The sequence below is a fragment of the Nostoc cf. commune SO-36 genome, from assembly GCF_023734775.1.
Taxonomy (GTDB): Bacteria; Cyanobacteriota; Cyanobacteriia; order Cyanobacteriales; family Nostocaceae; genus Nostoc; species Nostoc commune_A.
The window spans coordinates 3,134,016-3,158,885 of the sequence record NZ_AP025732.1; the positions used below are offsets into that span (position 1 = coordinate 3,134,016).

Genomic DNA, 24,870 nt, shown 5'->3' on the forward strand with positions numbered 1-24,870 from the left:
TTTTTTTATGGTAGATTTGTTGCTGATCACAACCTTGGGGTTCCTGGGGAGTTTTGGGCATTGCTTTGGGATGTGTGGCCCCCTAACAGTGGCTTTTTCTCTGTCTCATCAGCCAAAAAGACCACACACAGCTTCATTAGGACGGACATCAACCTTAGAAAAGCCCGACACTTGGCAACAGCAATTAAAATTTCATATCCTGCTCAATCTAGGGCGGATGTTGAGCTATGCTCTAGTCGGTATTGGTATTGGGGCGATAGGTTCGGTATTGCTGCAAGGTGGACAGCTAGCGGGTGTTGGTAGCGACTTCCGGCGCTGGATGGCAATTGTAACTGGCGTGATGCTGATTTGGTTTGGCTTAGGACAAGTAAAACCCGATTTGCTGCCGCGCATTCCCGTGTTACACCCATTATTACAAGGTAGCCTACACGATCGCCTCAGCACAGGAATGGTTAAGCTTTCCTTAAAACCCAAATGGTGGACACCAATGCTTTTAGGGATGACTTGGGGTTTAATGCCTTGTGGTTTCCTGTATGCTGCCCAAATTAAAGCTGCTGAAACAGGCAATTTATGGATGGGTGGGGCAACTATGCTGGCTTTTGGTTTGGGAACTCTGCCGACTATGCTAGGTGTAGGCGTTTCCACATCATTGGTAACTAAAGACAGGCGCAGTCAGTTGTTTCGATTAGGTGGTTGGGTAACGCTCACCATTGGCATTATCACTTTGCTGCGGACTGGTGACACAATGGTAGATTACACCGGACACGCGGCGTTAATCTGCTTAATCTTGGCACTTATTGCGCGTCCCATTAGTGGCTTGTGGGCTTCACCATTGCGTTACCGTCGCGGCTTGGGGGTGGGATCTTTTGTGCTTTCTGTGGTTCATACCGTCCACATGATAGAACACTCATTGCAATGGAATTTTGCCGCCTTTTCTTTTCTGCCACCAGAATTTCAGTGGGGTATGGCTGCGGGTGCTGTAGCATTGATATTAATGTCCCCCGCCGCTTTAACGAGTTGGGAATCGTTGCAGAAATCTTTGGGCAAGCGTTGGCGACAGATTCATCTATTGGGTGTGCCAGCCTTGCTCTTGAGTGCCATTCATACTGTGTTGATTGGTTCCCATTACCTGGGTTCCTTGCAATCAACTTGGGGAAATAAATTAGCGGCAGTACTAATGGTAATTATTACCCTCTGTGTCTTGCTAGTACGTTCGCGCTTCTTTTGGTCAAAGTTAGCCTTAGAAAAGTTTTATGTTCCCCCAACAAAATCGCGGTAAATCATCTTTAATTTCTGGCTCTATGTCAAAGAGTCAAAAACAGAGGCGTTACCCCCTCAAAGGCATTTTCTGGCATCAAGGATCAATCAAGTATTTATTATTCCTGAGTTGCTTAGTTATATCAATAACTAATCTTTACCCTGCATCTGCTCATAAGGTAGAGATATCTGGAGATGTGGGCGGTACCCTCCACATTGAACCAAATGATAATCCCCGTGCTGGAGAACCAAGCCAAGCTTGGTTTGCTCTCACCCGCAGAGGTGGAAGGGTGATTCCCCTGTCACAGTGTAATTGTCAGTTGGCTGTTTATGCCCAACCTTATGCAGCTGGAGAGCCACCACTCTTAGAACCAGAGTTAGAACCTGTGGCAGCTGAACGTTATCAAGGCATCCCAGGTGCAGAAGTTGTCTTTCCCAAAGCAGGTATTTATGAGTTGCAACTAAATGGTAAACCAGTCTCTGGGGCAAGATTCAAACCCTTTGAGTTCAAATTTGAAGTGACTGTAGCAGGTGGTTCTAACCAAAATTCACGAAACTTGCGGGATGTCAATGGTGATTTAGTAGAGGGTCAATCTCAACAATTACCAATTTGGGCGATCGCACTGCCAATCCTCGCATTTATCGGCATCTTAGTTGTCGTACTGCAAAATATGAGGAGAAGTGGGGAGTAGGGAAGAAGCAGAGGGGCAGGGGAAGCAGGGGAAGCAGGGGAGCAGGGGAAGAACTAATGCCCAATGCCCCATGCCCAATGCCCCATGCCCAATGCCCAATGCCCCATGCCCTTATTTATGTCGCTTCTGATGCCACTCCCACGCATGGGCAACAATATCTTGGATGGATGGATATTGAGGTTGCCAGCCTAAAATTGTTCTCGCTTTCTCACCACTGCCAATGAGAATTGGGGGATCGCCAGGACGGCGTGAGCGTTCTTCTATTGGGATTGAAGCTCCTGTCACCTGTTCGGCAGCGGCAATTACTTCTCTAACAGAAAAACCGTTGCCATTACCCAAATTGAAAACTTCGCTATCGCCACCTTTTAATAAATATTCCAATCCCAGAATATGGGCATCTGCTAAATCGTTAACATGAATATAATCACGAACACAAGTACCATCGGGCGTCGGGTAATCGGTGCCGAAAATTGAGATGGATTCTCGCTTGCCTAAAGCTGTCATCAGCACCAAGGGAATTAAATGGGTTTCTGGGTTGTGATCCTCGCCAAGTAAGCTATTGGGATTAGCACCAGCAGCATTAAAATAGCGGAAACGCACTGATTGGAAACCGTAAGCAACATCAAAATCAGAGAGAATCCGCTCTACCATTAGCTTTGTTGCGCCATAAGGATTAATCGGATTTTGGGGATGGTTTTCGGGAATGGGGACAAATTCCGGCACTTCCGTAGGTGGCACAGGTAGAAGAAAAGACAAATTTCTTCACAGATGCCGCCAGCATCGCTTCTAACAGAGTCAAAGTACCAACAACGTTATTGCGGTAATATTTAGCCGGGTCAGTCACTGACTCTCCTACGTAGGCATAAGCAGAAAAGTGCATTACAGCAGCAATATCACGGGTTTTAAATAGGTGATCTAGCAAGGCGCGATCGTTTGTATCCCCGACTATCAGTTCTACTTGTAAAACCTTTTCTACTAAGTCACGATGACCATAGACTAGATTATCAAGTATGACAACGTTGTAACCCGCTTGCTTCAAAGCAAGCACTGTATGGGAACCAATATATCCAGCTCCCCCCGTGACCAAAATGGTAGGCTTTTCAGACGACATAATTTTTCCTTTTAAGTGGATTACTCAATTAATTTAGTTTATCGGTGTCAGATTACTCTTTTGGAAAATTATAAATAATAGACGCAGTGGCAAAAAATTGCACTAAAATCACTACGACGGTAGTCTTTGGGTGTGAGGTTTGAGATATCTTAAGTCAAACGGTGCGATTACAATTTGACAATAAAATAAATCTATTTCCCGCAACCTCTAGGTTGACCCTTACGGGTGACGCTTCTTGTGTCGCTACAGCTAAGAAGTCACCAGTGGTTTCATGCAGGGAAATCATGGATGGCGTTTCCTTCTGGGGAGCCAATGCCTTCGTTACCGGGGTTCTCTCGGTTGAAGAAGTGGCATGGCAACCCCGATTAAAGGGGGCTGCCTCACCACCACACTGGCTCACCGCACCAGAAAATTTGAGAGTTAATGTATGTTTCTATTGTTAAGCCGGGTACTGCTGTGGCTGCTGATTGGCACTATCGTATATTCTCTGTTCCAGCGATTTTATCCCTCTGGAAGTTTTGTAGGGCGATTAATCTTAGTCGTTATGTTGGTAATCGTAGCCCTATCATTTATTAACCCCACTGAACCAGCTGTGGCCTCGTTGTGGAGAATGATGTCTTTTCCACTCAAGCCTCTGGGAGCTTCTATTTTAATGATGATTTTTGCAGCTCAGAGAATCAAAGGAGGCGGGATAGACAAACCAGGAGGATACTTGATAGGTTGGGCACTGACGATTTTACTGTTGGCAAGTACGCCAGCAGTCGCCTATTTCCTTTATAGAGCACCTCTAGCAATGGTAAGTGAAACCTATGTAGCAACTGCTATACCAATATCTGGGACACTGGTGGCATCAGGGCAACAAACCATCGCAGCGAACATCTCAGATGTGACGGGAGATAGCATTCTTTCTTATAATTTGAGAGTGCCTCCCTATCTATTACAAGGAAATCCTCAAGATATTCGCACACGCGGTTTAAGACTTGAAGACTTTGTACCGAATGCCGAAACGTTGCTATTGACAACAAGAACTTGGGAAAGTTATCTCGCCGAAGTTTACAGGTTCTTACGTGTTCAGCGGTAATAAAGTAAAAAAAATACTAAAAAGACCGCGATGCACGTTTTGAGAACACTGCGCGAAATTCAAAATTACGAATTTGCAAGGGTTTCATTGAACTAAAAACTGGAGATTGGGAAAATTTAAACAGGGATTCAGCACCCAATCCTTAATTCCCAATCCCCAATCCTCATTCCCCTAAATAGCTGCCTTCTTGGACTAGCAGTTAATCTATGATGATAAAGTTGCAAAATTGCTTTAATGGCAAAATCTCGACGAATCGCTAAACTCAGTGCCTACTTACGACCCCATTGGCGGGAAGCGTCTTTAGGCATTCTCGCTTTGTTTTCTGTCAATGCACTGGGCGTTTATATCCCCTTGTTGATTCGTGCTAGTGTTGACAAACTCTCCACAACCTTCATCTTAAACCAAATAATACATGACGTAGTGATCATCGTATTACTAAGTTCGGCGATGTGGCTAATGCGGATGGCATCCCGTATTTGGCTATTTGGGGTGGGACGGCAGGTGGAATTTGACCTGAAACAACGGATTTTTGAACACTTACTCAAGCTTGAGCCGGCTTATTTTGCTAGTAATACTGCTGGCGATTTGATTAATCGAGCTACCAGTGATGTGGATAATATCAATGCGGTTGTTGGGTTTTGCAATTTGAGTTTGGCAAATACCTTCTTTGCTTACGTCTTGACACTGCCAGTCATGCTGACGATTAGTGTGGAACTCACACTATCTTCTCTGGCAGTTTACCCTTTTATGCTCTTGTTAGTAAGTATGTTTAGCGATCGCTTACGCAAACAACAAGCAGAAGTCCAAGAGCAACTCTCTGACATCAGCGAACTTATTCAGGAGGATATTAGTGGCATTGCCTTAATAAAAATCTACGCTCAAGAAGCAAACGAGCGTCGAGCCTTCTCCAAGAAAAATCAGCAGCTATTGACTGCTAACCTGGAATTGGCAAAAATCCGCAATACACTTTTTTCGCTTATTGGCGGACTAGCTAACGTCAGTTCACTGGTAATCATCTGGCTAGGGGCGGCGCGGATATCTGCTGGGACGCTTCAGGTTGGCGACTTTTTAGTATTGCTAATTTATGTAGAGCGTTTAGTTTTTCCCACAGCCTTTTTAGGATTCACAATTACTGCCTATCAACGGGGTGAAGTTAGTATTGATCGCCTTGAATCTATTCTCTCTGTCACACCGAAAATTAAAGATGCAGCCGATGCAATTCATTTGCCTGTGGCTGAACTTAAAGGAGAACTGACAGCTAAAAATCTCACTTACAATTACCCTGGTTCCACGACTCCAGCTTTAGCAAATATTAACTTTACCATTGCTCCGGGAGAAACCGTGGCCATTGTTGGGGCGATTGGTTCAGGGAAATCTACTTTGGCCAATGCTTTGCCGCGCTTGTTGGGATATTGAGTCAGGACAATTGTTTTTAGATGGGGTGGATATTACCAAGATAGCTTTGACAGATTTACGAGGTGCGATCGCCTACGTTCCTCAAGATAGCTTTTTATTTAGCACCACCATCAAAAATAATATCAGCTACGGCGATCCTGTGAGCGAACAAGAGCAGATAGAATCTGTTGCTAAACTTGCTCAAATTGAATCAGAAATTCACAATTTCCCCCAACAATATGAAACTCTTGTTGGTGAACGCGGTATTACTCTTTCTGGCGGTCAACGGCAACGTACTGCTTTGGCTAGAGCAATGCTGGTAAATGCTCCAGTGTTAATTTTGGATGATGCTCTTTCTAGTGTAGATAATCAAACAGCTACGCAAATCCTCAAAAATCTCTCTGGTGGTACTGGACGAAAAACAGTAGTTTTTATTACGCACCAATTATCGGCGGCGGCGGCTACTGACCGAATTTTTGTGATGGAAAAGGGAAAAATTGTCCAGGTAGGCAATCACTTGGAACTTTTGCAACAACAGGGTTTATACAGAACTTTATGGAGCCAACATCAAGTTGAGGAATTACTACGGTGAAGTTCTGACCTATAAGTATATCTTCTCTACCACAAGTAGAAACCCTAAGCTGGCTTTGCCTCAGCTTGGGGTAATTTATTTGGGATTACTTCTTCAGCGCCAGAGTTAAGCCATCTGCGATCGCTATTAAACTAAGATTAACTCGCTCGTCTTGATGCAGCTTTTGATTAAAAGCACGAATTCTTTTAGTTCTATTATCTTGCACTTGGGGATCAGCAACCCTGCCTGACCAGAGAACATTATCGATCGCAATCAATCCTCCCGGACGCACTAATTGCAGCGATCGCTCATAATAGCCATCATAGTTGCTCTTATCTGCATCGATGAAGGCGAAATCAAATGTTTCCGCTTCTCCTGTTGCCAATAGCCCATCCAAAGTCTCTAAAGCTGGGGCAATGTGTAATTGAATTTTCTCTGCCACTCCTGCTTGCTGCCAATAGCGCCGAGCGATCGTTGTAAATTCTTCACTCACATCACAGGCTACCACCTTACCGTCACTTGGTAACGCCAATGCCACCACCAAGGAACTATAACCTGTAAATACCCCAATATCCAAAGTTTTCTTAGCTCCCAACAACTGCACCAGCAACGCTATAAACTGCCCCTGTTCGGGAGCAATCTGCATTCTACCTATTGGATACTGGGCTGTTTCTTGTCTTAGTTGGGTTAAAATCTCTGGTTCTCGTAGAGAAACTGACAGTAAATAGTCATAGAGGTTTTGTTCGAGTCCTAGTGTTTGAGTTGTCATACCGTGCGTTCCTCTTTTGTCTAAACCCCATAGACGAATGGCATTAAAATAAGCCCAAAGTCTTGTGTTGCCTTGTTCCCTCCAGCCTCCTGCCCTCTGCCTCCTGCCTTCCTCGATAAACCAGCACAGAGACATTCTATATGTAGAGATATGTAGAGATATTGCATACCAAGCCTTTGCTTGAGTTACTTGCCTAAACCCTTCTAGAATAAAAACTATTGTAGGGAAATTTTATTACTAAACTTGCTTTTATTCTGGGAGGTATAATGAGCCGTCCAATAATTCTTGTATTGTAGGCGACAGCGCTGCTGGGAAAACAACACTAACGCGAGGAATCGCTCAGGTACTCGGCCCAGAAAATGTTACGCTCATTTGCACAGATGATTATCACCGTTACGATCGCCAGCAACGTGCAGATATTGGCATCACCGCTCTCCACCCGGACTGCAACCACTTAGATATTATGCAGCAACATTTATCGTTGCTACGCACAGGACAGCCAATTCTCACAACCAGTTTACAGCCATAAAACCGGCACATTTGAAGCACCGCAGTATATCAACGCCGAATAAATTCGTAATTATTGAGGGATTACTCGGTTATTCTACCCGTGTTGCCCGTGACTCTTACGATGTGAAAGTTTACCTTGCGCCTCCAGAAGAACTACGCACTAAGTGGAAAGTCAAGCGGGATACCCAAAAGCGGGGTTACAGTGCTGAACAGGTAATAGCAGAACTAGAAAAACGCGAACCAGACTCAGCACAATTTATTCGTCCGCAACGGCAATGGTCTGATATAGTCATTAGTTTTTATCCACCTACTGGGGAAGATGATGAAACCAATGGACATTTAAATGTGCGTTTGGTACTACGTCCGTCAATTCCCCACCCAGATTTTACCCAGATTATAAACCCTGGTTATGGTAATTCTGACTCAGCGATTCGCCTGGGACTAGACAGAGATATGAGTAAACCTGTGGATGTCTTAGAAGTTGATGGACACGCCACCTTAGAACAGGTGAATAAGCTAGAGCATATTATTTGTTCTGATATGCCCCATTTACGAAGTATTTGCGATCGCGAAAGTAATCCCGAACTGGGTAAAATTGCTGGTACAACTGGAGAAACACTGCAAAGTTATCCTCTCGCTTTGACTCAGTTAATTATTACCTACCACATGCTGAAAGCAACGCAAATTTATCAATAATCAACGAAGATGGAGGGGTTTAACGAGTTTGCGATCGCTTGCAGTGTTGTGCTGTTATACTATGCGATGTTTACAGTGGTCACTGAGCTTCGTTACCGACTTATTGAATTTTAGAGTCAATAAAAACTTTGAGATTGTTGAATAAATCATCGAACATAGCGATCGCCCTAAATCATCTTTTTAGTATTCCCTTTAAAAGTTGCAAATGAAATTACCTATAAAGCGGTTCCCATTCAGATGCGGTACAAAATTATATCGCAAGGTGTAGGGAATATGCCGTGCCCCTATGGATGTACCTTACGTAAGCGAGAAACGCTATAGAAACTTACCAAGGTTAAAGATTTTCTCAAATAAAGATGATTTTGAAAGCAAACAAGGGATAAATAAAGATAGTTACATCTTTGATGACGATTCTCTTAGTTTTCTATGACCTATTGCCTCAGAATTGCCGACCTTCCTACAAATGAGCGTCCGCGTGAGCGATTAATGACGCATGGTGCCAAAATTTTAGCCACAGCAGAGTTAATCGCAATTCTTCTAGGCACTGGTCAAGGGCCAGGAAAATTATCTGCTGTAGGTTTGGGACAATATATTTTGAGCGAATTAGGCAAACACCAACGCGATCCTTTGGTAGTTCTGCGAGAAGTTAGCTCTGCTGAGTTGATGCAAATTTCTGGTGTTGGCCCAGCGAAGGCGACAAGTATCTTAGCAGCAATAGAATTGGGCAAACGCGCTTTTCAATCTCGTCCCAATGATGGCACATTAATTGATAGCCCCCTTGCTGCTGCTGCTACCCTCAGCCAAGATTTAATGTGGCAGATACAAGAACGTTTTGCAGTGGTGCTGTTAGATGTCAAGAATCGCTTATTGGGTACGCAGGTAATTACTATTGGCACCGCAACCGAAACCCTAGCCTCTCCCCGTGATATTTTTCGAGAAGTTATTCGTCAAGGTGCAACGCGGGTAATAGTTGCCCACAACCACCCTTCTGGGAACCTTGAACCCAGCCAGGAAGATATAGAATTGACGCGTCAGTTGTTAGCAGGGGCGCAGCTTTTGGGCATTCCCGTACTAGATCATCTGATTTTGGGCAATGGCAATCATCAGAGTTTACGGGAAGTGACAACCTTGTGGGATGAACATCCACAGGGGGATTAAAATAATTCGTAATTCGTAATTAAAGACTCGTGAGAATTGCAACCCGCAGATCCCGGACTTCTTAAAGAAGTCTGGGATCTTGTTTCTGCGCGTTTGATTTAGGATTGCTATGGTAAATTATTTGCTTTCCTGCATATTTCTCACTAGTTTAGTCACTAGCTTTCTAGGAGTAAATCTTACAGATTCCGCAAGGAGCTTATTTTTAATTCCAGGAACAACAACAGTTTTGTTTTCTAATAGACCACGATAGCCGATTTGGGCTACTGTATCCGCAGTCATAATTTTTTGACCGCTTACTAGCTTTGAGTCTTCCATTGCGGCTCTTTGTTGAAAACCTGATTCTGTAGGCCCTGGACAAAGCGCTGTCACCGAGACACCAGTACCTTCTAATTCATTAGCGATCGCTTCCGTAAATGATAAAACATAAGCTTTACTAGCGTAGTAAACTGCCATCAGTGGCCCCTGGTTGAAAAGCAGCAGTCGAAGCCACATTTAATATTTTTCCAGACCCCCGCTTAACCATATCCTTGAGGAATAACTTGGTTAAATGTGTCAGACATAAGATATTGACCTGTAGCAATTGCAGTTCAGAATTAAGGTCAATTTCGTGAAATAATCCGTAGGTAGCAAACCCAGCATTATTTATCAGCACATCAACTATGATAGATGTTTGTTCTAGCTCAGTGAAAATTTCTTGTGGTGCTGATGGGTTAGATAAATCCTTAGAAATAACTTTGACAGCAATGCCAAATTTACTTTTAAATTCATCAGCAATTTTATTCAGCTTGTCCACGCTTCTAGCTACCAACACAAGATTGTAACCATCCTGAGCAAATAACTTAGCAAATTCATAACCGATGCCGCCAGATGCACCAGTAATAAGAGCCGTTTGTTTGCGATTACTCTGCATAATTTTTCCTCTCTTACGGAGATGTTTTATGAATCATTAGTCATTAGTAACCTAACGCTATTTAACCTTACTTATTCTCTCTTCAGAATAAGTAAAAAGCACTAATTAACTATAACTAATCACTGACTACACTATAACAAGCACTCTCCACAGTACTTAACAATCACATTTATTGCCAGCGCGAAATTTCCAAGCGAACTGACGCATTTGTTCCTAAAACTTTTTGCCCACGTTCAGGTAAAGGAACATACGCAACATATACATCAGAACTGGATTCTCGATTGGGATTTAACTTGATTAATGGTTCTTTTGCATCGGAATTCCAACTGTATATAGCTTCATAAGTGCTATTTGATTCGGCAACATCAGTAATTAGATAGTCAGACCACAGTGGTACTTGGTCGAGATGACTATCACGCAACCAATTCGTCTCTTGTTTTGTGAAAGAATGTAGTGCTAAACGTAGAGCATATCTACAGACATTATTATCACTGGCTGAGTTTCTTGGTATTAAAAAAGCTGTAAATAGAGGAACAGGTTTATCTGTTCTAGTTAACTCTTGTGTGATTGGACAATAATGAGCGATCGCTTGCTCATATATAGGAACAGGAAGACCACGCAAAGCAATTCTAGTTTCCAATTGATAAAAATTCTTGTCCCGGTCTTTCAACTGGACATTGCTCAAAGATAGTTTCACTTGGATATCACCAAACAAAAAGCGTTGCAGGTTTTGATAACCTTCTTCGGAATTCAATATGCCATAACGTCCACCATGACTACGATGAACATAAGCACGATGAGATCCCGCAACGTAAGCTCTATCTATCTGAACTAGACCATCACTTTTTACCCCCACAGTCTTGCGTGCAAGACCAAAAGCATCTTCATAATCATGTGCATTAGTGCCGATTAAAGAAAAAACGCGGTTTGGCGAAAATGCACTATCTAAGCTTTGTAGTTTTTCTAGCTGAAATTTATCGGGTAACTTATCGTTTCGTTGGACACGAGGTGTTAAGTACTGGTACATCCGTTGAGGCCCAAAGTCATCAGAATTATTCAATTGGAACCTGTCTCTGAGTTCTTCAAGCATCCCACTTCCAACCTCAAAATAAATACCACCATGAGGTGTGGCGTAGGTAAATAATTTGTCAATGTGATCGACGGCTTTCTCACCTTTTTCTGGATAAATCTTTTGAATCAAGCTGCGGCAAACAAGTCCTCCCATTGAGTGCGCCACAAGGTAAACTTTGGCTGCACCCGTCGTTTGTTTCACATTCTGAATCAGTTTTCTTAAACCACTCGCTATCTCCTCCATCTCTTGCCGGACTACACTTGAAGAACCAAAACTAGGTGTAGTTACATCATAAAATCGGTAGATCCAAATAGTTTTATGAAGTTGGCTAGACAATCTTTTAATTTGATTGCTCACATTTTGATTGTCAACAATCGGTTGATAACCATGATCGGTCATTAACCGCAGCAATGGACTCTCGAAAAAAAACTTCTGGGGATTTTCCTTCTCATCCACTCGAATATGGGTTGAACCATTATTGAATCCATAAAATGGATCATTAACTGTTTGCTCAACGTCTTTTTGTGTACCTGCATATCCACGAACAAAGATGATTGGTAAATACTGCATATATATCCTCACTATTTAATAAATATTTTTGCTCGTTCCCAGATTTAACTGAGAACGAGTGCAGAGTATGAAGAAAATTTGTCTTAGATAGAAATTGTGTGTACACCGTAGCTTTTGAAGTCAAGCAAGTGGCATAGCTTGGAGGGATATTCCGGGGTCAAATATTATGAACCCCGACATATTAGTATTAGAAAGTTTTCACAAACTCAATTAAGGCTTTCTTATCTTCATCTGGTAGATTCGAGCCAAAATAATGACCTTCATCTTCAACGAAGTCAGGAGACTTATTAGCTCTTAAAAGCACGCGTGCCAACTTACCTTTAATTCCACCACCTGGTTTCAAGTCTTGGAAAAGGTTACTCAGATTGAGAGATGTAATCGCCTCTCTGATATTGATGCTTGCCAGCAAATTCACAGGCGTACCTTTAGGAACAGGAAGTCTAAATCTCGGATTCGGATCTCCTGGGGGAAGCTCTAATTTGGTATCTCGATCTGTCCTGCTGATAATTCCTTCACGCTTTTCAGGCCACAATAGCTTCTCCATCGCATCCGTATAGGCTGCTACACGCCCTTTCACTGAAGGATCTTCGTTGTAAAGTCCTAGTGTGTTGTTGTGAAGAAGTGGTGCTGTTGCCCAAATACTTATTAGTGAAGGTGTACGGTAATATCCCAAACCACCGTTTGGTATCTTAAATTCGATGGGTTTTTTCTCATCGAAGGGGTTATACAGGGTCAAATTACCTGGTGATGGTAGTTCTTTGTAGGTCTTCGAGGAGAACTGATCCCAAATATGCCCCTTGGTTGCATTTGTCCCTAGCGATCGCGCCGCATTAGTACCAATTAGTGTTACCGGATAACGCTGGTCATCAGACAAGAAGTTGTGGTCTAAGAAATTACTGCTAAGTACAGACTCTTCGTACCATTTTTGAGCCTGTTCGGGGTCAGCAGCAATCTCAGCAGTTGGCTTTTTGCTGGAATGGCAACCAGCACAAGTACTGGCAAAAACAAGTTTGCCACGTTTGAGAACTTCTTGGTCTTTAGTCAAGAACTCTTCACCACCTGGCGCATCTTTCAAGTGCATCGGCTCGATGGTTTTCAGAAATGACTCTGCATCAGCCATACGTGCTTCTGTCTCTCTCCAGTCTTTGCACTCCTTCCGCGCTTTTTCGATATCAAAAGGTTTTTGGGGAGTTCTGCCTAATAAAGGCTCGTGGAGACTTGTCCAGTAATCGCCGCACATCCCAATGTTGACGTAGACGCGTAGTGAGGCTGTTGCTACTCCTGTAGAGTCTGCACCATCCTTGAGAATATGATTAACATCCTTGGTTGAACCATCGTTCATCACCTCTGGATATGTGGGGCGATCGCCTAAATTAAAAATGGCGTTAATTGCATTCGGATTGTTGATGTGATCGGTGGCAATCCGCGAAGTATCAGAAGTACCCGGTTTCTGAGATTTTAGTACTTGCTTAACAAAACTATTGTCAGCGATACTTCTTCCAAAGAATTCGCTTTCTTTGATGTACTGATTACCCAATGCTGGTACTAGGTTTTCCCATTTTGGGTGTTCCTTGTCTTTGGGTGGGTTTAGAGGATCTAACGCTACGTGACAGATGGCACAAGATTGCCCGATCAAGTAAGGAGGCTCAACTTGTGAGGTTTTGAAATACTCATCAGGGTTCCACTTTGCCTGTTCGAAATTGGGGTTAGGGAACTTACGCAACCCAATAACGCCAGTTGAAAGCGGGTCTTTACATTTATCTAGCCGCAATCCGTATTCATCTTTTTCTGTGGATTTTTCACATCCAGGATCGTTAATTGCGCCATATAACTTGAATCGCTCGTCATGATCTTTTGAGTCAATCAGCTTTAACAGGTCAGCACTGCCATGCGTTCGCTTTGCTAAATCACGATAGTACTTAGCATTACCGCCAGTCCATAAGTACCAAGTGCAACGGCCCCGTTTCTCGGCATCTGTCAAATTCTCCTTTGTGTACTCTGGGAGATAACCGATACCCTCGCAATTATCCGGGTATTCATTTACATCAGTACTGGAGTATTGACTACTTATGGGCGCAGGTGTCTCACTATACTCATCAGCTAGAGCTGTAGCCGTTCCATAAAAGCCGCAGACTATAAACATAGTCACGAACAGCAGGAGCAGACAGCCTTTAAAAATGAGACTTGTCTTTTTCATAAAACTCTCTAGTTGTAAGACCTAAACCTTATCCACTGCACCTCGCGTTTGCAGAGGCACACTAATAATCCATCAATAATTTCCCATTTTCCAGATTTAGTCTTGGGATATTTTGATGATTTAAAATGTACCTTACTGAGGCTCGTTATATATGAACTTACTACACAAATTCGCAAAACGTCATCAATAAACTTTTATACATTTATAAACCAAAAAATTAAAAAATTGTAAATTTACAATGGTGTTCAATAACCAATTTGCTATTGTTATATCCGTTACCTACGTATTTGGTGATCTTTGTAACAGATTGTTAAGTGCTTCTTTTAAGCTTGCCTTAACCTTTAAAAGAGATAAAAAAACGAAAATCCCCATCTTTTTTAAGAATTTCTGTGTAAATACCGTAGCTTTACAAATTGCAAAAGTCTTTATATAACTGTAAAAACCAATAAGGGTAAATATCAATGTTGAAGCTTGGTAAGTAAAACTAAGTAACAAAAACTTAATACTTAGCGTTTGATCCGAAAACCTTCACTGGGGATTTGTAGACATAAAAAACTTCCCTCCCAGAGACTATAAAAATATCAGTCTCTGGCGAGGCAATTAGTGCTACAAAAAATTCTGCCACCTAATTTTATTACTGAAAATAACAAGTTAAAGACAGAGGAACACATGGAAAACGATATTATCTTTGAACCATTGAGGTTTCGTAATCTCACAGTAAAAAATCGGGTATTTCGCTCTAGTATTTCCGGCAGGTGGGATAACTACGATGGTTCAGGTACTCAAGCCCGAATCAACTGGGAATAAAAATTTGCTCGTGGTGGTGTAGGGGCTATTATTACTTCCTTTGTCCCAGTTGCTATCCGGGGAAGAATTATGCCCAATTACGCCACAATTCACAGCGATGAAACCGTTCCTTTTTGGCGAAAAGTAGGAGAAAAAGTCCACGAATACGACTGTAAATTTATCTTGCAGTTAAGCCATTCTGGGCGACAGCAGGATATTGCTGGTATCGAAAACTCAGGAAAAAAAGCGTTAAGTTCTACCAGCCAAACTGAGCCATTCCACGGCTCTTTGTGTCAAGCGATGACACTAGCAGAAATTAAAGAAACAATCCAATACTTTGCCGATGGTGCTAGACGTGTCCGTGAAGCAGGGCTAGATGGAATAGAATTACATAGTGCTAATGGATATCTTTTTAATCAATTCCTCAGTTCTGGAATTAATGACCGCCAAGATGAATATGGTGGTTCATTAGAGAATCGAGCGCGGTTTTTGCTAGATGTCATTAGAGCAATCCGCAAAGAAGTAGGCAACGACTTTCACCTACAATTCAAAATTAGTGCTGTTGACTATAATAACGCCGTCACCTTTTGGGAAAAGCCAGGTAACACCATAGAAGATTCTATCCAAATTTGTAAATGGGCAGAAGAAGCTGGGGCTGATGGCGTACATGTGTCAACTGGTAGCTTATTCCCTCACCCACTCAATCCCATTGGTGATTTTAATTTTGATGTCATTAGTAAAACGTATGACACCATGTTGTCGAGTGGGGTAGAGACGACACGCAACTATATTATATTTCGTAAGTCATTTTTACATCCCCTTTTCAATATTTTCTGGAACCGCGTGAAAAAGCAATTGCCTCCTCAAGCATTTAGTGGTGATGATGTAAAAGACCCCAAAATTAAGAAATTACTAGAAGAAAACCAAGGCAGAAACTTGCTCGATGCCAAAGAAATTAAAAAGCACGTTAATATTCCCGTACTATGTACTGGTGGTTTGCAACAGGCTTCTTATATTCGTCAGGCAATTAATGATAAGTATTGTGATGGTGTCACAATGGCTCGTACCCTAATTGCTAATAATGACTTAGTTAAATCTTTTCAAGCAGGTAAAGACCTGGCAGATAAACCCTGTACTTATTGCAATAAATGCCTATTAAATGTAACTGAGAATCCTTTAGGTTGTTATGAGCAAGATCGCTTTAATAGCTATGAAGAGATGATGAAAGAAGTAATGTCAGTCTTTCATCCAACTCAGTTTGAACATTCATCTAAATAAAAAAGCGATGGGCATCACATTGGCAATTTCGCTTACAGATAATCTCGACAATATAGGGAGTGTTTTATGACTGAACAAACAAACCCTACCGTACTACCGACCTCAATCAAGGGAGTCTTCCGACGGATTTGGGTCGTGATTGTAGGTGTTGTAGCAGTAGCAGCATTTTTTCTTTGGCCTGTTTTTTCTAACTCCCCTGTGGATTATGCTGATATTGAAAACCACTTTAAATATGGTTCAATCGGCAGCGAACCCATCAATGGCATCCCTTACTGGATTTGGAAAGTTTTACCAGAACTATTCCCAGATAAATTACCTGCTAAAGGTTATACTTCTTTGGGATTTATCAAAGAACCTGATAAAGATTTGCCTGTAGGTTTTTCGCAACGGAGAGTTCTTATTGATCGCATTGGGTTGAATTGTGCTGTATGTCATACAGGAACGCTGAGAGATACCCCGAATAGCGAACATCAAGTCATTACAGCAATGCCTGCTAATGTGCTTAATTTACAGGGATATATCAAGTTTTTATCAGCAGTTGGTGTGGATGAGCGCTTTACTGCTAACCGGATGTTACCAGAAATTGAAAAAATCAGTGGTGGTTTGAATCCCATTGAAAAATTACTTTATCGTTTTATTGCAATTCCCCAAACTAGAGATGCGCTAATTAATCAGGCATATCGACTTAAGTTTGTTGAAACACAACCAGATTGGGGGCCAGGTAGAGTAGATACTTTTAATCCTTATAAAGCAATTCAATTCCATTTCCCAATGGATAAATTGCGTGAGGATGAACTGATTGGTACTTCTGATTTCCCCTCAGTTTGGAATCAAAAACCCCGCGAAGGATTGCAGTTACATTGGGATGGTAATAATAGTTCTGTTGATGAACGCAATAAGAGTGCAGCTTTGGGGACTGGAGTCACACCGACAACGATTGATTTGCCTCGGATTGATCGAATTGCCGATTGGCTTTGGGAACTACCAGCACCAAAATATCCCTATGAAGTTAAGGAAACTTTAGCAGCTACAGGAAAACCACTTTTTGAAAGTAATTGCGCTAGCTGTCACGCTTTTGGTGGTGCTTATACAGGCAAAGTTGTTCCGATTCAAGAAATTGGAACAGACAGGCATCGCCTAGATTCATTTACTTATGAAACCATCTCTAACCAAAATACCCTGTACGCGGGTTATCCGTGGCGCTTTAAGAATTTCCGCAAGACTAATGGCTATGCAAATATGCCCCTTGATGGTGTTTGGTTACGCGGCCCTTATTTGCATAATGGTTCAGTCCCCACCCTGCGGGATTTGTTAGAAAAACCAGAGAATAGACCACAAGAATTCTATCGGGGCTATGACGTTATTGATAGAGCAAAAGTTGGCTTTGTCTCTGATGTTGCCGAAGAAAATGGTAAAAAATACTTCAAGTTTGATACAAAACTTGCAGGTAATAGCAATAACGGTCATTTGTACGGCGTTGATCTTTCCCCAGAAGAGAAAGATGCAATTGTTGAGTACATGAAAAAACTTTGAAGGACACTTTAGCAAGGAGAAACCTAAGTTTATGGCAATACTTAAGTCAAAATTAGGGAAAATAATCACCTCAATTGCTGTAGTTATTGTCCTTCTTTTTGGGGTTGTAGGTTATGCGGGATGGTACAACCTTTTCCGCGAAGTGCCTAGCGAAGTTTATAAGTCACCAGAGGATCATTTTAAATATGGTTCTATTGGTACAGAACAGGCGCAAGGTGTGCCGTATTGGATTTGGTTAGTATTACCGCGTATATTTCCCGATAAGTTACCAGGGCCAGGCGGTTATACTTCTTTAGGGATTACATGGGAAGAAGGTAAAGAGCTACCAGTGGGTTTTTCTAAAAAAACCATTGGGTTTCCGAGAGTTGGCATAACTTGTGCTGTTTGTCATAATGCTACTTATCGAGAAAACCTCAAAGATAAGCCAACAATCATTGCAGCTGGGCCTTCAAATAAATTTGATTCGCAAGGCTATATTCGTTTTCTTGGTAACGCTGCTAGCGACCCCAGATTTCAAGCTGACTATATCCTTGATGAAATTAAATATAGCCATGAGTTTCCCTGGTGGGAAAACCTGCTTTATCGTTTTGTAATTATTCCCCAAACAAAGAAAGGACTGCTACAACAAAAAGCTGACTTTGCTTGGACTGATTCTCGCCCCAATTGGGGGCCGGGTAGAATTGACCCGTTTAACCCTGTGAAGTTCACTACTTTAAGGTTGCCTAAAGATGACACCATTGGTAACTCAGATATGATGCCTTTGTGGAATCAGAAGCAACACCAAAACTTTGCCCTGCATTGGGATGGTTTAGAAACTTCGCTGCGAGAAACAGTGCAGACTGGCGCTATTGGTGACGGTGCAACTAAAGAGTCTCTACCAGTAAAGGATCTCCAACGGGTAGAAGATTATATTTCGGAATTACCACCTCCTAAATATCCGTTTGCAGTTGATGAGCAACTAGCTACACAAGGGAAAGGAATTTTTAGCAGCACTTGTGCATCTTGTCACGCATTTGGCGGCGAAAGAACTGGTAAGGTGATTCCTGTTGAAGAAGTGGGAACTGACCGCCACCGTCTAGATATGTGGACGCAGCAAGCAGCAGATACTTACAACAAATTTGGTGATGGTTATCCTTGGGACTTCAGCGAGTTGCGGAAGACTAATGGTTATGTATCTGTCTCACTTGATGGTCTTTGGTTAAGAGCGCCTTATCTCCATAACGGTTCGGTGCCATCCTTGCAAGACTTGTTAGAAAAACCAGAGAATCGTCCTCAATCTTTTTACCGAGGATTTGATGTCTACGACCAGAAAAAAGTTGGCTTTATTTCCGAAGGAGAAGAAGCGCAACGTGTAGGTTTTAAATACGACATTAGTGTTCCCGGCAATAGTAATCAAGGACATCTCTATGGCACTGATTTACCCGCCAAAGAGAAACAAGCATTAGTCGAATATCTGAAAACTTTATAACCAAGCTATGAATAAATATGCTGTTTGGTTTTGCCGCATCGTCTGGCTAGGTATTATCCAAGATTGGGCGATTGGCTTGCCGGCGATCTTTGCACCGAATTGGTTGCTGGAATTACTTCACCAAAGACCTAGCCAAGACCCGGTATGGACTTCGTTTGCTGGGTTGTTAGTGGTTCTGCTGTCGTTGTTCTACATTCCTGGAGCAAATGACCCCTACCGTTACACTCCCAACGCCGTATTAGCGACCCTCGCCCGCCCGCCTGGAGTTCTCTTCTTTTTCTTTCTTTACCCCAATATTTATCCTGCCTTCGGGATTATTGACTTAGTTTTGTGCTTATTCCAAATCCCATTGTTGATACTGACTATGCTCAACAAACCTCAAGTTTCCACACCGGATAAAGATGTTTTCGAGTATGACGGGTCTACCCACAACGAAGTTAAAGAAGTTGGTTTTAGTAGCCCTTATGGTGAACCACTGCCTTATCACGAGGGTCTGGGACTAACAAAATTTTTGCAGTTTCTCAACGATTCGGCGCGGAATATGTTCGATAAACGGGATATCCGCCCTTATTACGACAAGTTAATTCACGCTAATGGTATTTGTTGCTCAGGTGTTTGGCGAATTACTGAGGATTCCCCTTATACAGGCTACTTTGCTAAGGGTTCAGAAGGTTTAGTGTTTGCCCGCCTTTCGGTTGCTGGTGCTGGAATTAAACGGGGCGATCGCCGCGCCTTTGGGATTGCGGGTAAGGTTTATCCTACTCTCAACCCGAATGAGAAGGTAAAACCAGGCAATTTTGTTACCGTCGATTATCTAACAGGTATTAAGACGAAGCATATTACTGATACTGAGTTAACTAACTTTCCTTCTGTCGGTTTAGATATTGGAGCTAACTTAGTTAACCGGATCATTTTCCGACTGATGGACAAAAGACCCGGTTTTCGTCAGCTATTCCCAATCTCAACCCTTGGTGTCGCACCAGGAAGCAAAGTTGTCACCCCAGACCAATTTATGCTGAGGGTGGCACAAGGTACAGCCAAGATAGATGCAGAAGACTTCCGCGATGAACTGCGGTTAGAAAAGTATCCTGACCACAAATTGGTTTATACCATCAACGTTAAAAACTTCAACGAAAAAGAGTGGACGAAGTTGGGTGTGATTGAATTCAATGACTATTCCATCTGTGAAGGTTGCGATAAACGGATACATTTTTGGATTCCCCGCGACATCCCAGTACCGGAAAGAGATAACCTTGCCCGTCCAGCAGATCCCGTAGTGATTAAGTAAATTATATGAGCCAGCAATTTGATGTCATCGTTATTGGCAGCGGCTTTGGTGGGTCAGTAGTTACCTGCCGTTTGGCTGAATCAGGAGCGCGGGTTTTGGTGTTAGAACGCGGACGGCGTTGGACTAAAGACCAATACCCACGTCAAGCCAAAGATGCCTGGATTTATGAACACACCCAGCCGCAAAAATATAATGGCTGGCTCGATTTACGTTTCTTTAAGGGGATGGCCGTAGCTCAGGGGGCGGGGGTTGGTGGTGGTTCTCTGTGCTATTCCAGCGTGGTTTTAGAAGCAAATCCGACGCGATTTGAGCAAGGCTGGCCACGGGAAATTACTTACAGTGAATTGCTGCCTTACTACGATCGCGTGCGAAAAATGATGGGTGTGCGTCCTATACCTCCAGGACAGCATACCCAACGGGCAAAATTGATGCAACAAGCGGCGCAAAAGGTGGGGTATAGCGATCGCTTCCAAAGTATGCCTTTAGCCATCTCCTTCGATTCAGACTGGAACTACCAACTGGAAGACCCTTTGAATGAAAAGCACTCGCGGCAATTTGTCAATGCCCAAGGGCAAAAACAAGGCACTTGTATCCATCTGGGTAATTGTGATTTAGGGTGTGATGTTCACGCCAAGAACACCCTTGATTTGAACTATATCCCGGCTGGAGAAAACAAAGGTGCAGAAGTGCGATCGCTCCACTTGGTACGCTATATTCAACCAGATGAAGGCGGCTATCGCGTCATCTTCGACCGCATCGAAGACGGCAAACTAATTCGTGGTGAAGAGAGGGCCAAAATAGTTGTCATCGCCGCAGGTTCCCTTGGTTCTAGTGAGTTGCTATTAAATAGCCGCGATAAGTACGGCACTTTACCTAAAATTAGTCAGCAACTCGGTAAAAAATTGGAGTGCTAATGCCAACGTTCTGACCCCCGACTTTTACGGTAAAGATGTTGAGGTTAAGCAGTCTATTGGCCCAACTATTACCGCAGGTATGGACTTTACCGACGGTAGCTTTGAAGGTGAGAGTTTTATTATTGAAGATGATGGTTTTCCCAATATGTTGCTGAATGCCATTAGCAGCAAAGTTAATTCTGGCAAATTCAGCCTATTCGCCTTAGCTTTACGCAACCATTTGCAACGTGGACTGGACGAAAAAAATCCCTTAAGCAATGTTATGGTTTGGCTAGGTGCGGGTGTTGATGCTGCCGACGGAAAACTTTCTCTCGGTCGCAACTGGCTCAAACCTTGGGAAACAGACTTAAAACTTGACTGGAATATCCAGCGCTCAAAGTCTGCAATTGATGCCATCCTGAATCTGCAAAAGCAACTTTCCCAAGCTAACGGGGGTAAACTTTACATTCCTTTGTACTGGTCGGTTCTTCGTAGTTTGTTGACAGTGCATCCTCTGGGGGGTTGCAAAATGGGCACAACTGCTGAAGATGGCGTTGTCGATCATAAAGGCGAAGTCTTTGGCTACAAAAATCTTTACGTCGCGGATGGGGCAATTTTACCTCAAGCTGTTGGACGCAACCCTTCTATGACTATCGCTGCCTTAGCAGAACGGGTGGCTCACTTAATGGTGAGCAACTAATCGCAGGAAGGCAGAGTAGCAACCATTCAGTGAGCTACCCTGCCTTAGATTTTGTGATTTACCGAAAAATTGGGTTTAAAGCCCCGTCCTTCTAGGACGGCTTTCAATTAATTAGTGTACCAGTACACTATGCTAATAATAGTGGAAAGGTAATCAACCACTTAAAAAACCTAGCTGTCAAAAGACAAAGCACTAAACCTTGATAATTGAACGGCAGTTGCTCTACTTGGGGAAACCCCAAGACCGCACTGCCTCATCTATGCGGTTCTACTGCATTTTTCTAGTTTCCTCCTAGCAGTAGGTAAAAGATTCATAGGGGCTAGACGACTCAGAATTTTGGAACAAATTGTTTCAAGTAAAACAGGACTTGCAGAAATGCAACTACCGAGGGGCACTCGGAAAGTTAACGCTTGGGGAGAATCCCACCTATGGTCTAGATGACGCAAGGACTCTAGATTAAGTGGTTTCGTTGAACCAAGAATCCCGGTCGATTTATCGCGGGGAGTGTCAAGGTTTGCAAAATACTTAAAGCCACCGCTTCCGCTACCTTAATCCCATCGATACCAGCTGAGAGAATTCCCCCGGCGTATCCCGCGCCTTCACCAGCCGGATAAAGACCGACTGTATTTAAACTCTGATAATACTCATTGCGTTTAATCCGAATCGGTGATGATGTGCGGGTTTCTACCCCAGTTAACACAGCATCATTCATCGCAAATCCTTTAATTTGTTTCTCAAAAGCCGGAAGGGCTTCGCGGATAGCTGCGATCGCATAATCTGGTAAACTCTCACTCAAATCACCCAAATGTACCCCAGGTGTATAAGACGGTTTAACAGTGCCCAATGCAGTTGAGGCGCGATGGTTGAGAAAGTCACCTACCAACTGCCCCGGAGCTTCATAAGTTCCGCCGCCTAATTCAAAAGCTCGTTCTTCCAAGCGCCGTTGAAAGTCAATTCCTGCCAAGGCATTTCCCGGATAATCTTCGGGGGTGATGCCCACAACGATCGCACTATTGGCATTGCGTTCATTGCGAGAGTATTGGCTCATCCCATTGGTAACAAGTCGCCCCGGTTCTGATGCGGCTGCAACCACTAAACCCCCAGGACACATACAGAAACTATAAACAGAACGACCATTTTGGCAGTGGTGAACCAGTTTGTAATCGGCAGCACCTAAAAGCTTATGACCAGCTTGAGTGCCGAAACGACATTTATCGATGAGAGTCTGCGGATGTTCGACCCGAAAGCCGATGGAAAAAGGTTTAGGCTCTATGTAAACCCCACGTTCAAATAGCATTTGGAAGGTATCGCGGGCGCTGTGCCCCACTGCCAAAACTACATGATTGCTAGCGATATATTCCCCACTGGCGAGGGTGACTCCTTGCACCTGTCCATTTTCGATGTTGATATCTTCCACCCGGCTTTGAAAGCGAATTTCGCCGCCGAGAGATTCAATTTTGGCACGCATACTTTGGACAATTCCCACCAGTTTAAAAGTACCGATATGCGGTTTGTTAATATAAAGAATTTCTGGTGAGGCTCCCGCGTTGACGAGTTCGGTTAGTACCTTACGCCCATAATGCTGAGGATCTTTGACTTGACTGTAGAGTTTGCCATCAGAGAATGTACCCGCCCCACCTTCGCCAAACTGGGCATTTGATTCGGGGTTGAAGTCTGATTTTTTCTTCCAAAAGCCAAAAGTATCAGCAGTGCGATCGCGGACTTGTTTCCCACGTTCTAAAATGATTGGGCAAAAACCCATTTGCGCCAGCATCAAACCCGCAAACAATCCACAAGGCCCAGTACCAATCACGATGGGGCGAATCGCCAAATTGCTTGGTGCTTGTGCCACTGGGCAATAACTCATGTCTGGCGTAACCATTATATGAGGATCTTTTTTCAGGCGCTTGAGTAGATGAGTTTCCTGAGTCGTTTCTACATCCAGAATATAAACAAGAGCGATCTCTCCTTTCTTACGGGCATCATAGCTACGCTTGAAGATGGAATAGCTGATCAATTCTTCGTCCGTGATTTGCAGCTTTTTGAGGATGGCGGTCTTGATCTCATCTTCAGCATGATCAAGCGGGAGCTTACTTCTGTTAGTCGTAACATAGCGAGGAGAAATGCGTACTATCTATCAAGATATTAGCAAGGGGGGCAAGAGGCAGGGAGAATCTGCCTTCTGCCGAAACTTTACTTGAACAATGACTTTTTTACGTCATGGAAAAAGCTAACCCCCTTCCCAACGCAGTTGCAACGAGTAATAATATCTTTTTAATTGGGTAGTTGAGTGTTCCAGAGATTTTTCATCAAGAGCAACATTAGTTTCCTTTTGATTTGGATTATGGGAAATGTTAATTCCCATAACCTGGTGAATATAGATGTAGAAGTTGACTATATCACCATACTTTAATTAGCTTAAAGTCTGTGATTATTCTCTGCCTAAAGTTTGTTTGTTAAGCAAGCGAATTTCTGCTGCTAATTCTTGCCGAGTGGAATCTTTGAGCAAATAGCGGAAAATAAACCAAATTGTGTAACCAAGTCCAATTAATTCGAGAAATGGAGAAAGTAGGGGAATATCATTTATGGCGTTGAGTACCGCTAGAAAAATCCTTAGTGCAGTCACTGTTATCACAAGCAACGCAAAGCTGACAATCAGCGATTTGTATTCTTGGTAAAATCTACCTGTGTACTCAGGTATTTTTGCCAAAAATATAGAAATCTGCTTACCAATTTTTTGCCATTGTTCTTCATTTTTCGAGGCGGGTGGCAACATTGCCAAGTTTCCAGACTCTGAACCTTTAAGTGCTTCTATCTGGTTTGGGGAAGCAGTATTGACATACTGATCTTGCTGTAATTCGGTATCCATAATTATCTCCTGATTTTCTGCAATGAGAGCGGTTTTAAAGTTTACACTTTGTTATGATAAATTTTG

The 24,870-nt window shown here is 42.9% G+C and carries 17 protein-coding genes and 4 pseudogenes; 14 read left to right on the forward strand and 7 right to left on the reverse strand.

Going from position 1 to position 24,870, the window contains the following annotated elements; translation table 11 throughout:
- Positions 1-7 precede the first annotated feature (7 nt).
- Together ANSO36C_RS14040 and ANSO36C_RS14045 are read left to right on the forward strand one after the other, a co-directional pair.
- A complete protein-coding gene (locus tag ANSO36C_RS14040; protein WP_251960024.1) occupies positions 8-1,279 on the forward strand; it encodes an urease accessory protein UreH domain-containing protein in 1,272 nt (423 codons plus the stop codon).
- A complete protein-coding gene (locus ANSO36C_RS14045) occupies positions 1,254-1,949 on the forward strand; it encodes a hypothetical protein (protein ID WP_251960025.1) in 696 nt (231 codons plus the stop codon). The genes ANSO36C_RS14040 and ANSO36C_RS14045 overlap by 26 nt, the downstream gene beginning before the upstream one ends.
- Positions 1,950-2,060: 111 nt before the next feature.
- Here the strand turns inward: ANSO36C_RS14045 and galE are convergent.
- Positions 2,061-3,060 (reverse strand): annotated as a pseudogene (gene galE, locus ANSO36C_RS14050) (UDP-glucose 4-epimerase GalE).
- Between the two features lie 161 nt (positions 3,061-3,221).
- Between galE and ANSO36C_RS14055 the strand changes: the two are divergent.
- The 3 genes and pseudogenes from ANSO36C_RS14055 (at position 3,222) to ANSO36C_RS14065 (ending at position 6,128) form a co-directional block, all read left to right on the forward strand.
- The gene (locus tag ANSO36C_RS14055) at positions 3,222-3,503 is read left to right on the forward strand and encodes a hypothetical protein (protein WP_251960026.1); all 282 of its coding nucleotides are present in this window, start codon (positions 3,222-3,224) and stop codon (positions 3,501-3,503) included.
- A complete protein-coding gene (locus tag ANSO36C_RS14060; protein ID WP_251960027.1) occupies positions 3,488-4,141 on the forward strand; it encodes a hypothetical protein in 654 nt (217 codons plus the stop codon). The genes ANSO36C_RS14055 and ANSO36C_RS14060 overlap by 16 nt, the downstream gene beginning before the upstream one ends.
- Positions 4,142-4,375: 234 nt before the next feature.
- Positions 4,376-6,128, forward strand: a pseudogene (locus ANSO36C_RS14065) (ABC transporter ATP-binding protein).
- 85 nt (positions 6,129-6,213) lie between these two features.
- On the opposite strand, the gene ANSO36C_RS14070 reads toward ANSO36C_RS14065, so the two are convergent.
- Positions 6,214-6,876, reverse strand: coding sequence for a class I SAM-dependent methyltransferase (locus ANSO36C_RS14070; protein WP_251960028.1), 663 nt, complete (start codon positions 6,874-6,876; stop codon positions 6,214-6,216).
- Positions 6,877-7,142: 266 nt separating this feature from the next.
- Between ANSO36C_RS14070 and ANSO36C_RS14075 the strand changes: the two are divergent.
- A pseudogene (locus ANSO36C_RS14075) lies at positions 7,143-8,082 on the forward strand (phosphoribulokinase).
- A gap of 426 nt (positions 8,083-8,508) precedes the next feature.
- The gene (radC, locus tag ANSO36C_RS14080) at positions 8,509-9,240 is read left to right on the forward strand and encodes a RadC family protein (protein WP_251960029.1); all 732 of its coding nucleotides are present in this window, start codon (positions 8,509-8,511) and stop codon (positions 9,238-9,240) included.
- Positions 9,241-9,357: 117 nt separating this feature from the next.
- On the opposite strand, the pseudogene ANSO36C_RS14085 reads toward radC, so the two are convergent.
- The 3 genes and pseudogenes from ANSO36C_RS14085 to ANSO36C_RS14095 form a co-directional block, all read right to left on the reverse strand.
- Positions 9,358-10,150, reverse strand: a pseudogene (locus ANSO36C_RS14085) (SDR family NAD(P)-dependent oxidoreductase).
- A 169-nt stretch (positions 10,151-10,319) separates the two neighbouring features.
- Positions 10,320-11,792 (reverse strand): lipase family alpha/beta hydrolase, encoded by a 1,473-nt coding sequence (locus tag ANSO36C_RS14090; protein ID WP_251960030.1) that lies wholly within the window; start codon positions 11,790-11,792, stop codon positions 10,320-10,322.
- Between the two features lie 187 nt (positions 11,793-11,979).
- Entirely contained in the window at positions 11,980-13,989 is a 2,010-nt protein-coding gene (locus tag ANSO36C_RS14095) for a hypothetical protein (RefSeq protein ID WP_251960031.1), read from the reverse strand.
- A gap of 603 nt (positions 13,990-14,592) precedes the next feature.
- Between ANSO36C_RS14095 and ANSO36C_RS14100 the strand changes: the two genes are divergently transcribed.
- From ANSO36C_RS14100 to ANSO36C_RS14130, 7 genes are all read left to right on the forward strand, one after another.
- Positions 14,593-14,796 (forward strand): hypothetical protein, encoded by a 204-nt coding sequence (locus ANSO36C_RS14100; RefSeq protein ID WP_251960032.1) that lies wholly within the window; start codon positions 14,593-14,595, stop codon positions 14,794-14,796.
- A gap of 66 nt (positions 14,797-14,862) precedes the next feature.
- A complete protein-coding gene (locus tag ANSO36C_RS14105; protein ID WP_251960333.1) occupies positions 14,863-16,053 on the forward strand; it encodes an NADH:flavin oxidoreductase in 1,191 nt (396 codons plus the stop codon).
- Positions 16,054-16,119: 66 nt separating this feature from the next.
- Positions 16,120-17,586 carry a c-type cytochrome gene (locus tag ANSO36C_RS14110; RefSeq protein WP_251960033.1) on the forward strand — a complete coding sequence of 489 codons (1,467 nt, stop codon included), beginning with the start codon at positions 16,120-16,122 and terminating at the stop codon, positions 17,584-17,586.
- A gap of 31 nt (positions 17,587-17,617) precedes the next feature.
- Positions 17,618-19,054 carry a c-type cytochrome gene (locus tag ANSO36C_RS14115; protein ID WP_251960034.1) on the forward strand — a complete coding sequence of 479 codons (1,437 nt, stop codon included), beginning with the start codon at positions 17,618-17,620 and terminating at the stop codon, positions 19,052-19,054.
- Positions 19,055-19,061: 7 nt separating this feature from the next.
- The gene (locus ANSO36C_RS14120) at positions 19,062-20,342 is read left to right on the forward strand and encodes a hypothetical protein (protein WP_251960035.1); all 1,281 of its coding nucleotides are present in this window, start codon (positions 19,062-19,064) and stop codon (positions 20,340-20,342) included.
- 5 nt (positions 20,343-20,347) lie between these two features.
- Complete coding sequence (locus ANSO36C_RS14125; protein ID WP_251960036.1) at positions 20,348-21,256, forward strand: GMC family oxidoreductase N-terminal domain-containing protein; 909 nt, start codon at positions 20,348-20,350, stop codon at positions 21,254-21,256.
- Between the two features lie 79 nt (positions 21,257-21,335).
- A complete protein-coding gene (locus tag ANSO36C_RS14130) occupies positions 21,336-21,935 on the forward strand; it encodes a GMC family oxidoreductase (RefSeq protein ID WP_251960037.1) in 600 nt (199 codons plus the stop codon).
- Positions 21,936-22,386: 451 nt separating this feature from the next.
- On the opposite strand, the gene ANSO36C_RS14135 is transcribed toward ANSO36C_RS14130, so the two are convergent.
- Together ANSO36C_RS14135 and ANSO36C_RS14140 are read right to left on the reverse strand one after the other, a co-directional pair.
- Entirely contained in the window at positions 22,387-23,952 is a 1,566-nt protein-coding gene (locus ANSO36C_RS14135) for an NAD(P)/FAD-dependent oxidoreductase (RefSeq protein WP_251960038.1), read from the reverse strand.
- 414 nt (positions 23,953-24,366) lie between these two features.
- On the reverse strand, positions 24,367-24,804 hold the full coding sequence (locus tag ANSO36C_RS14140) for a CAAD domain-containing protein (protein WP_251960039.1): 438 nt from the start codon (positions 24,802-24,804) through the stop codon (positions 24,367-24,369).
- Positions 24,805-24,870: the final 66 nt, after the last annotated feature.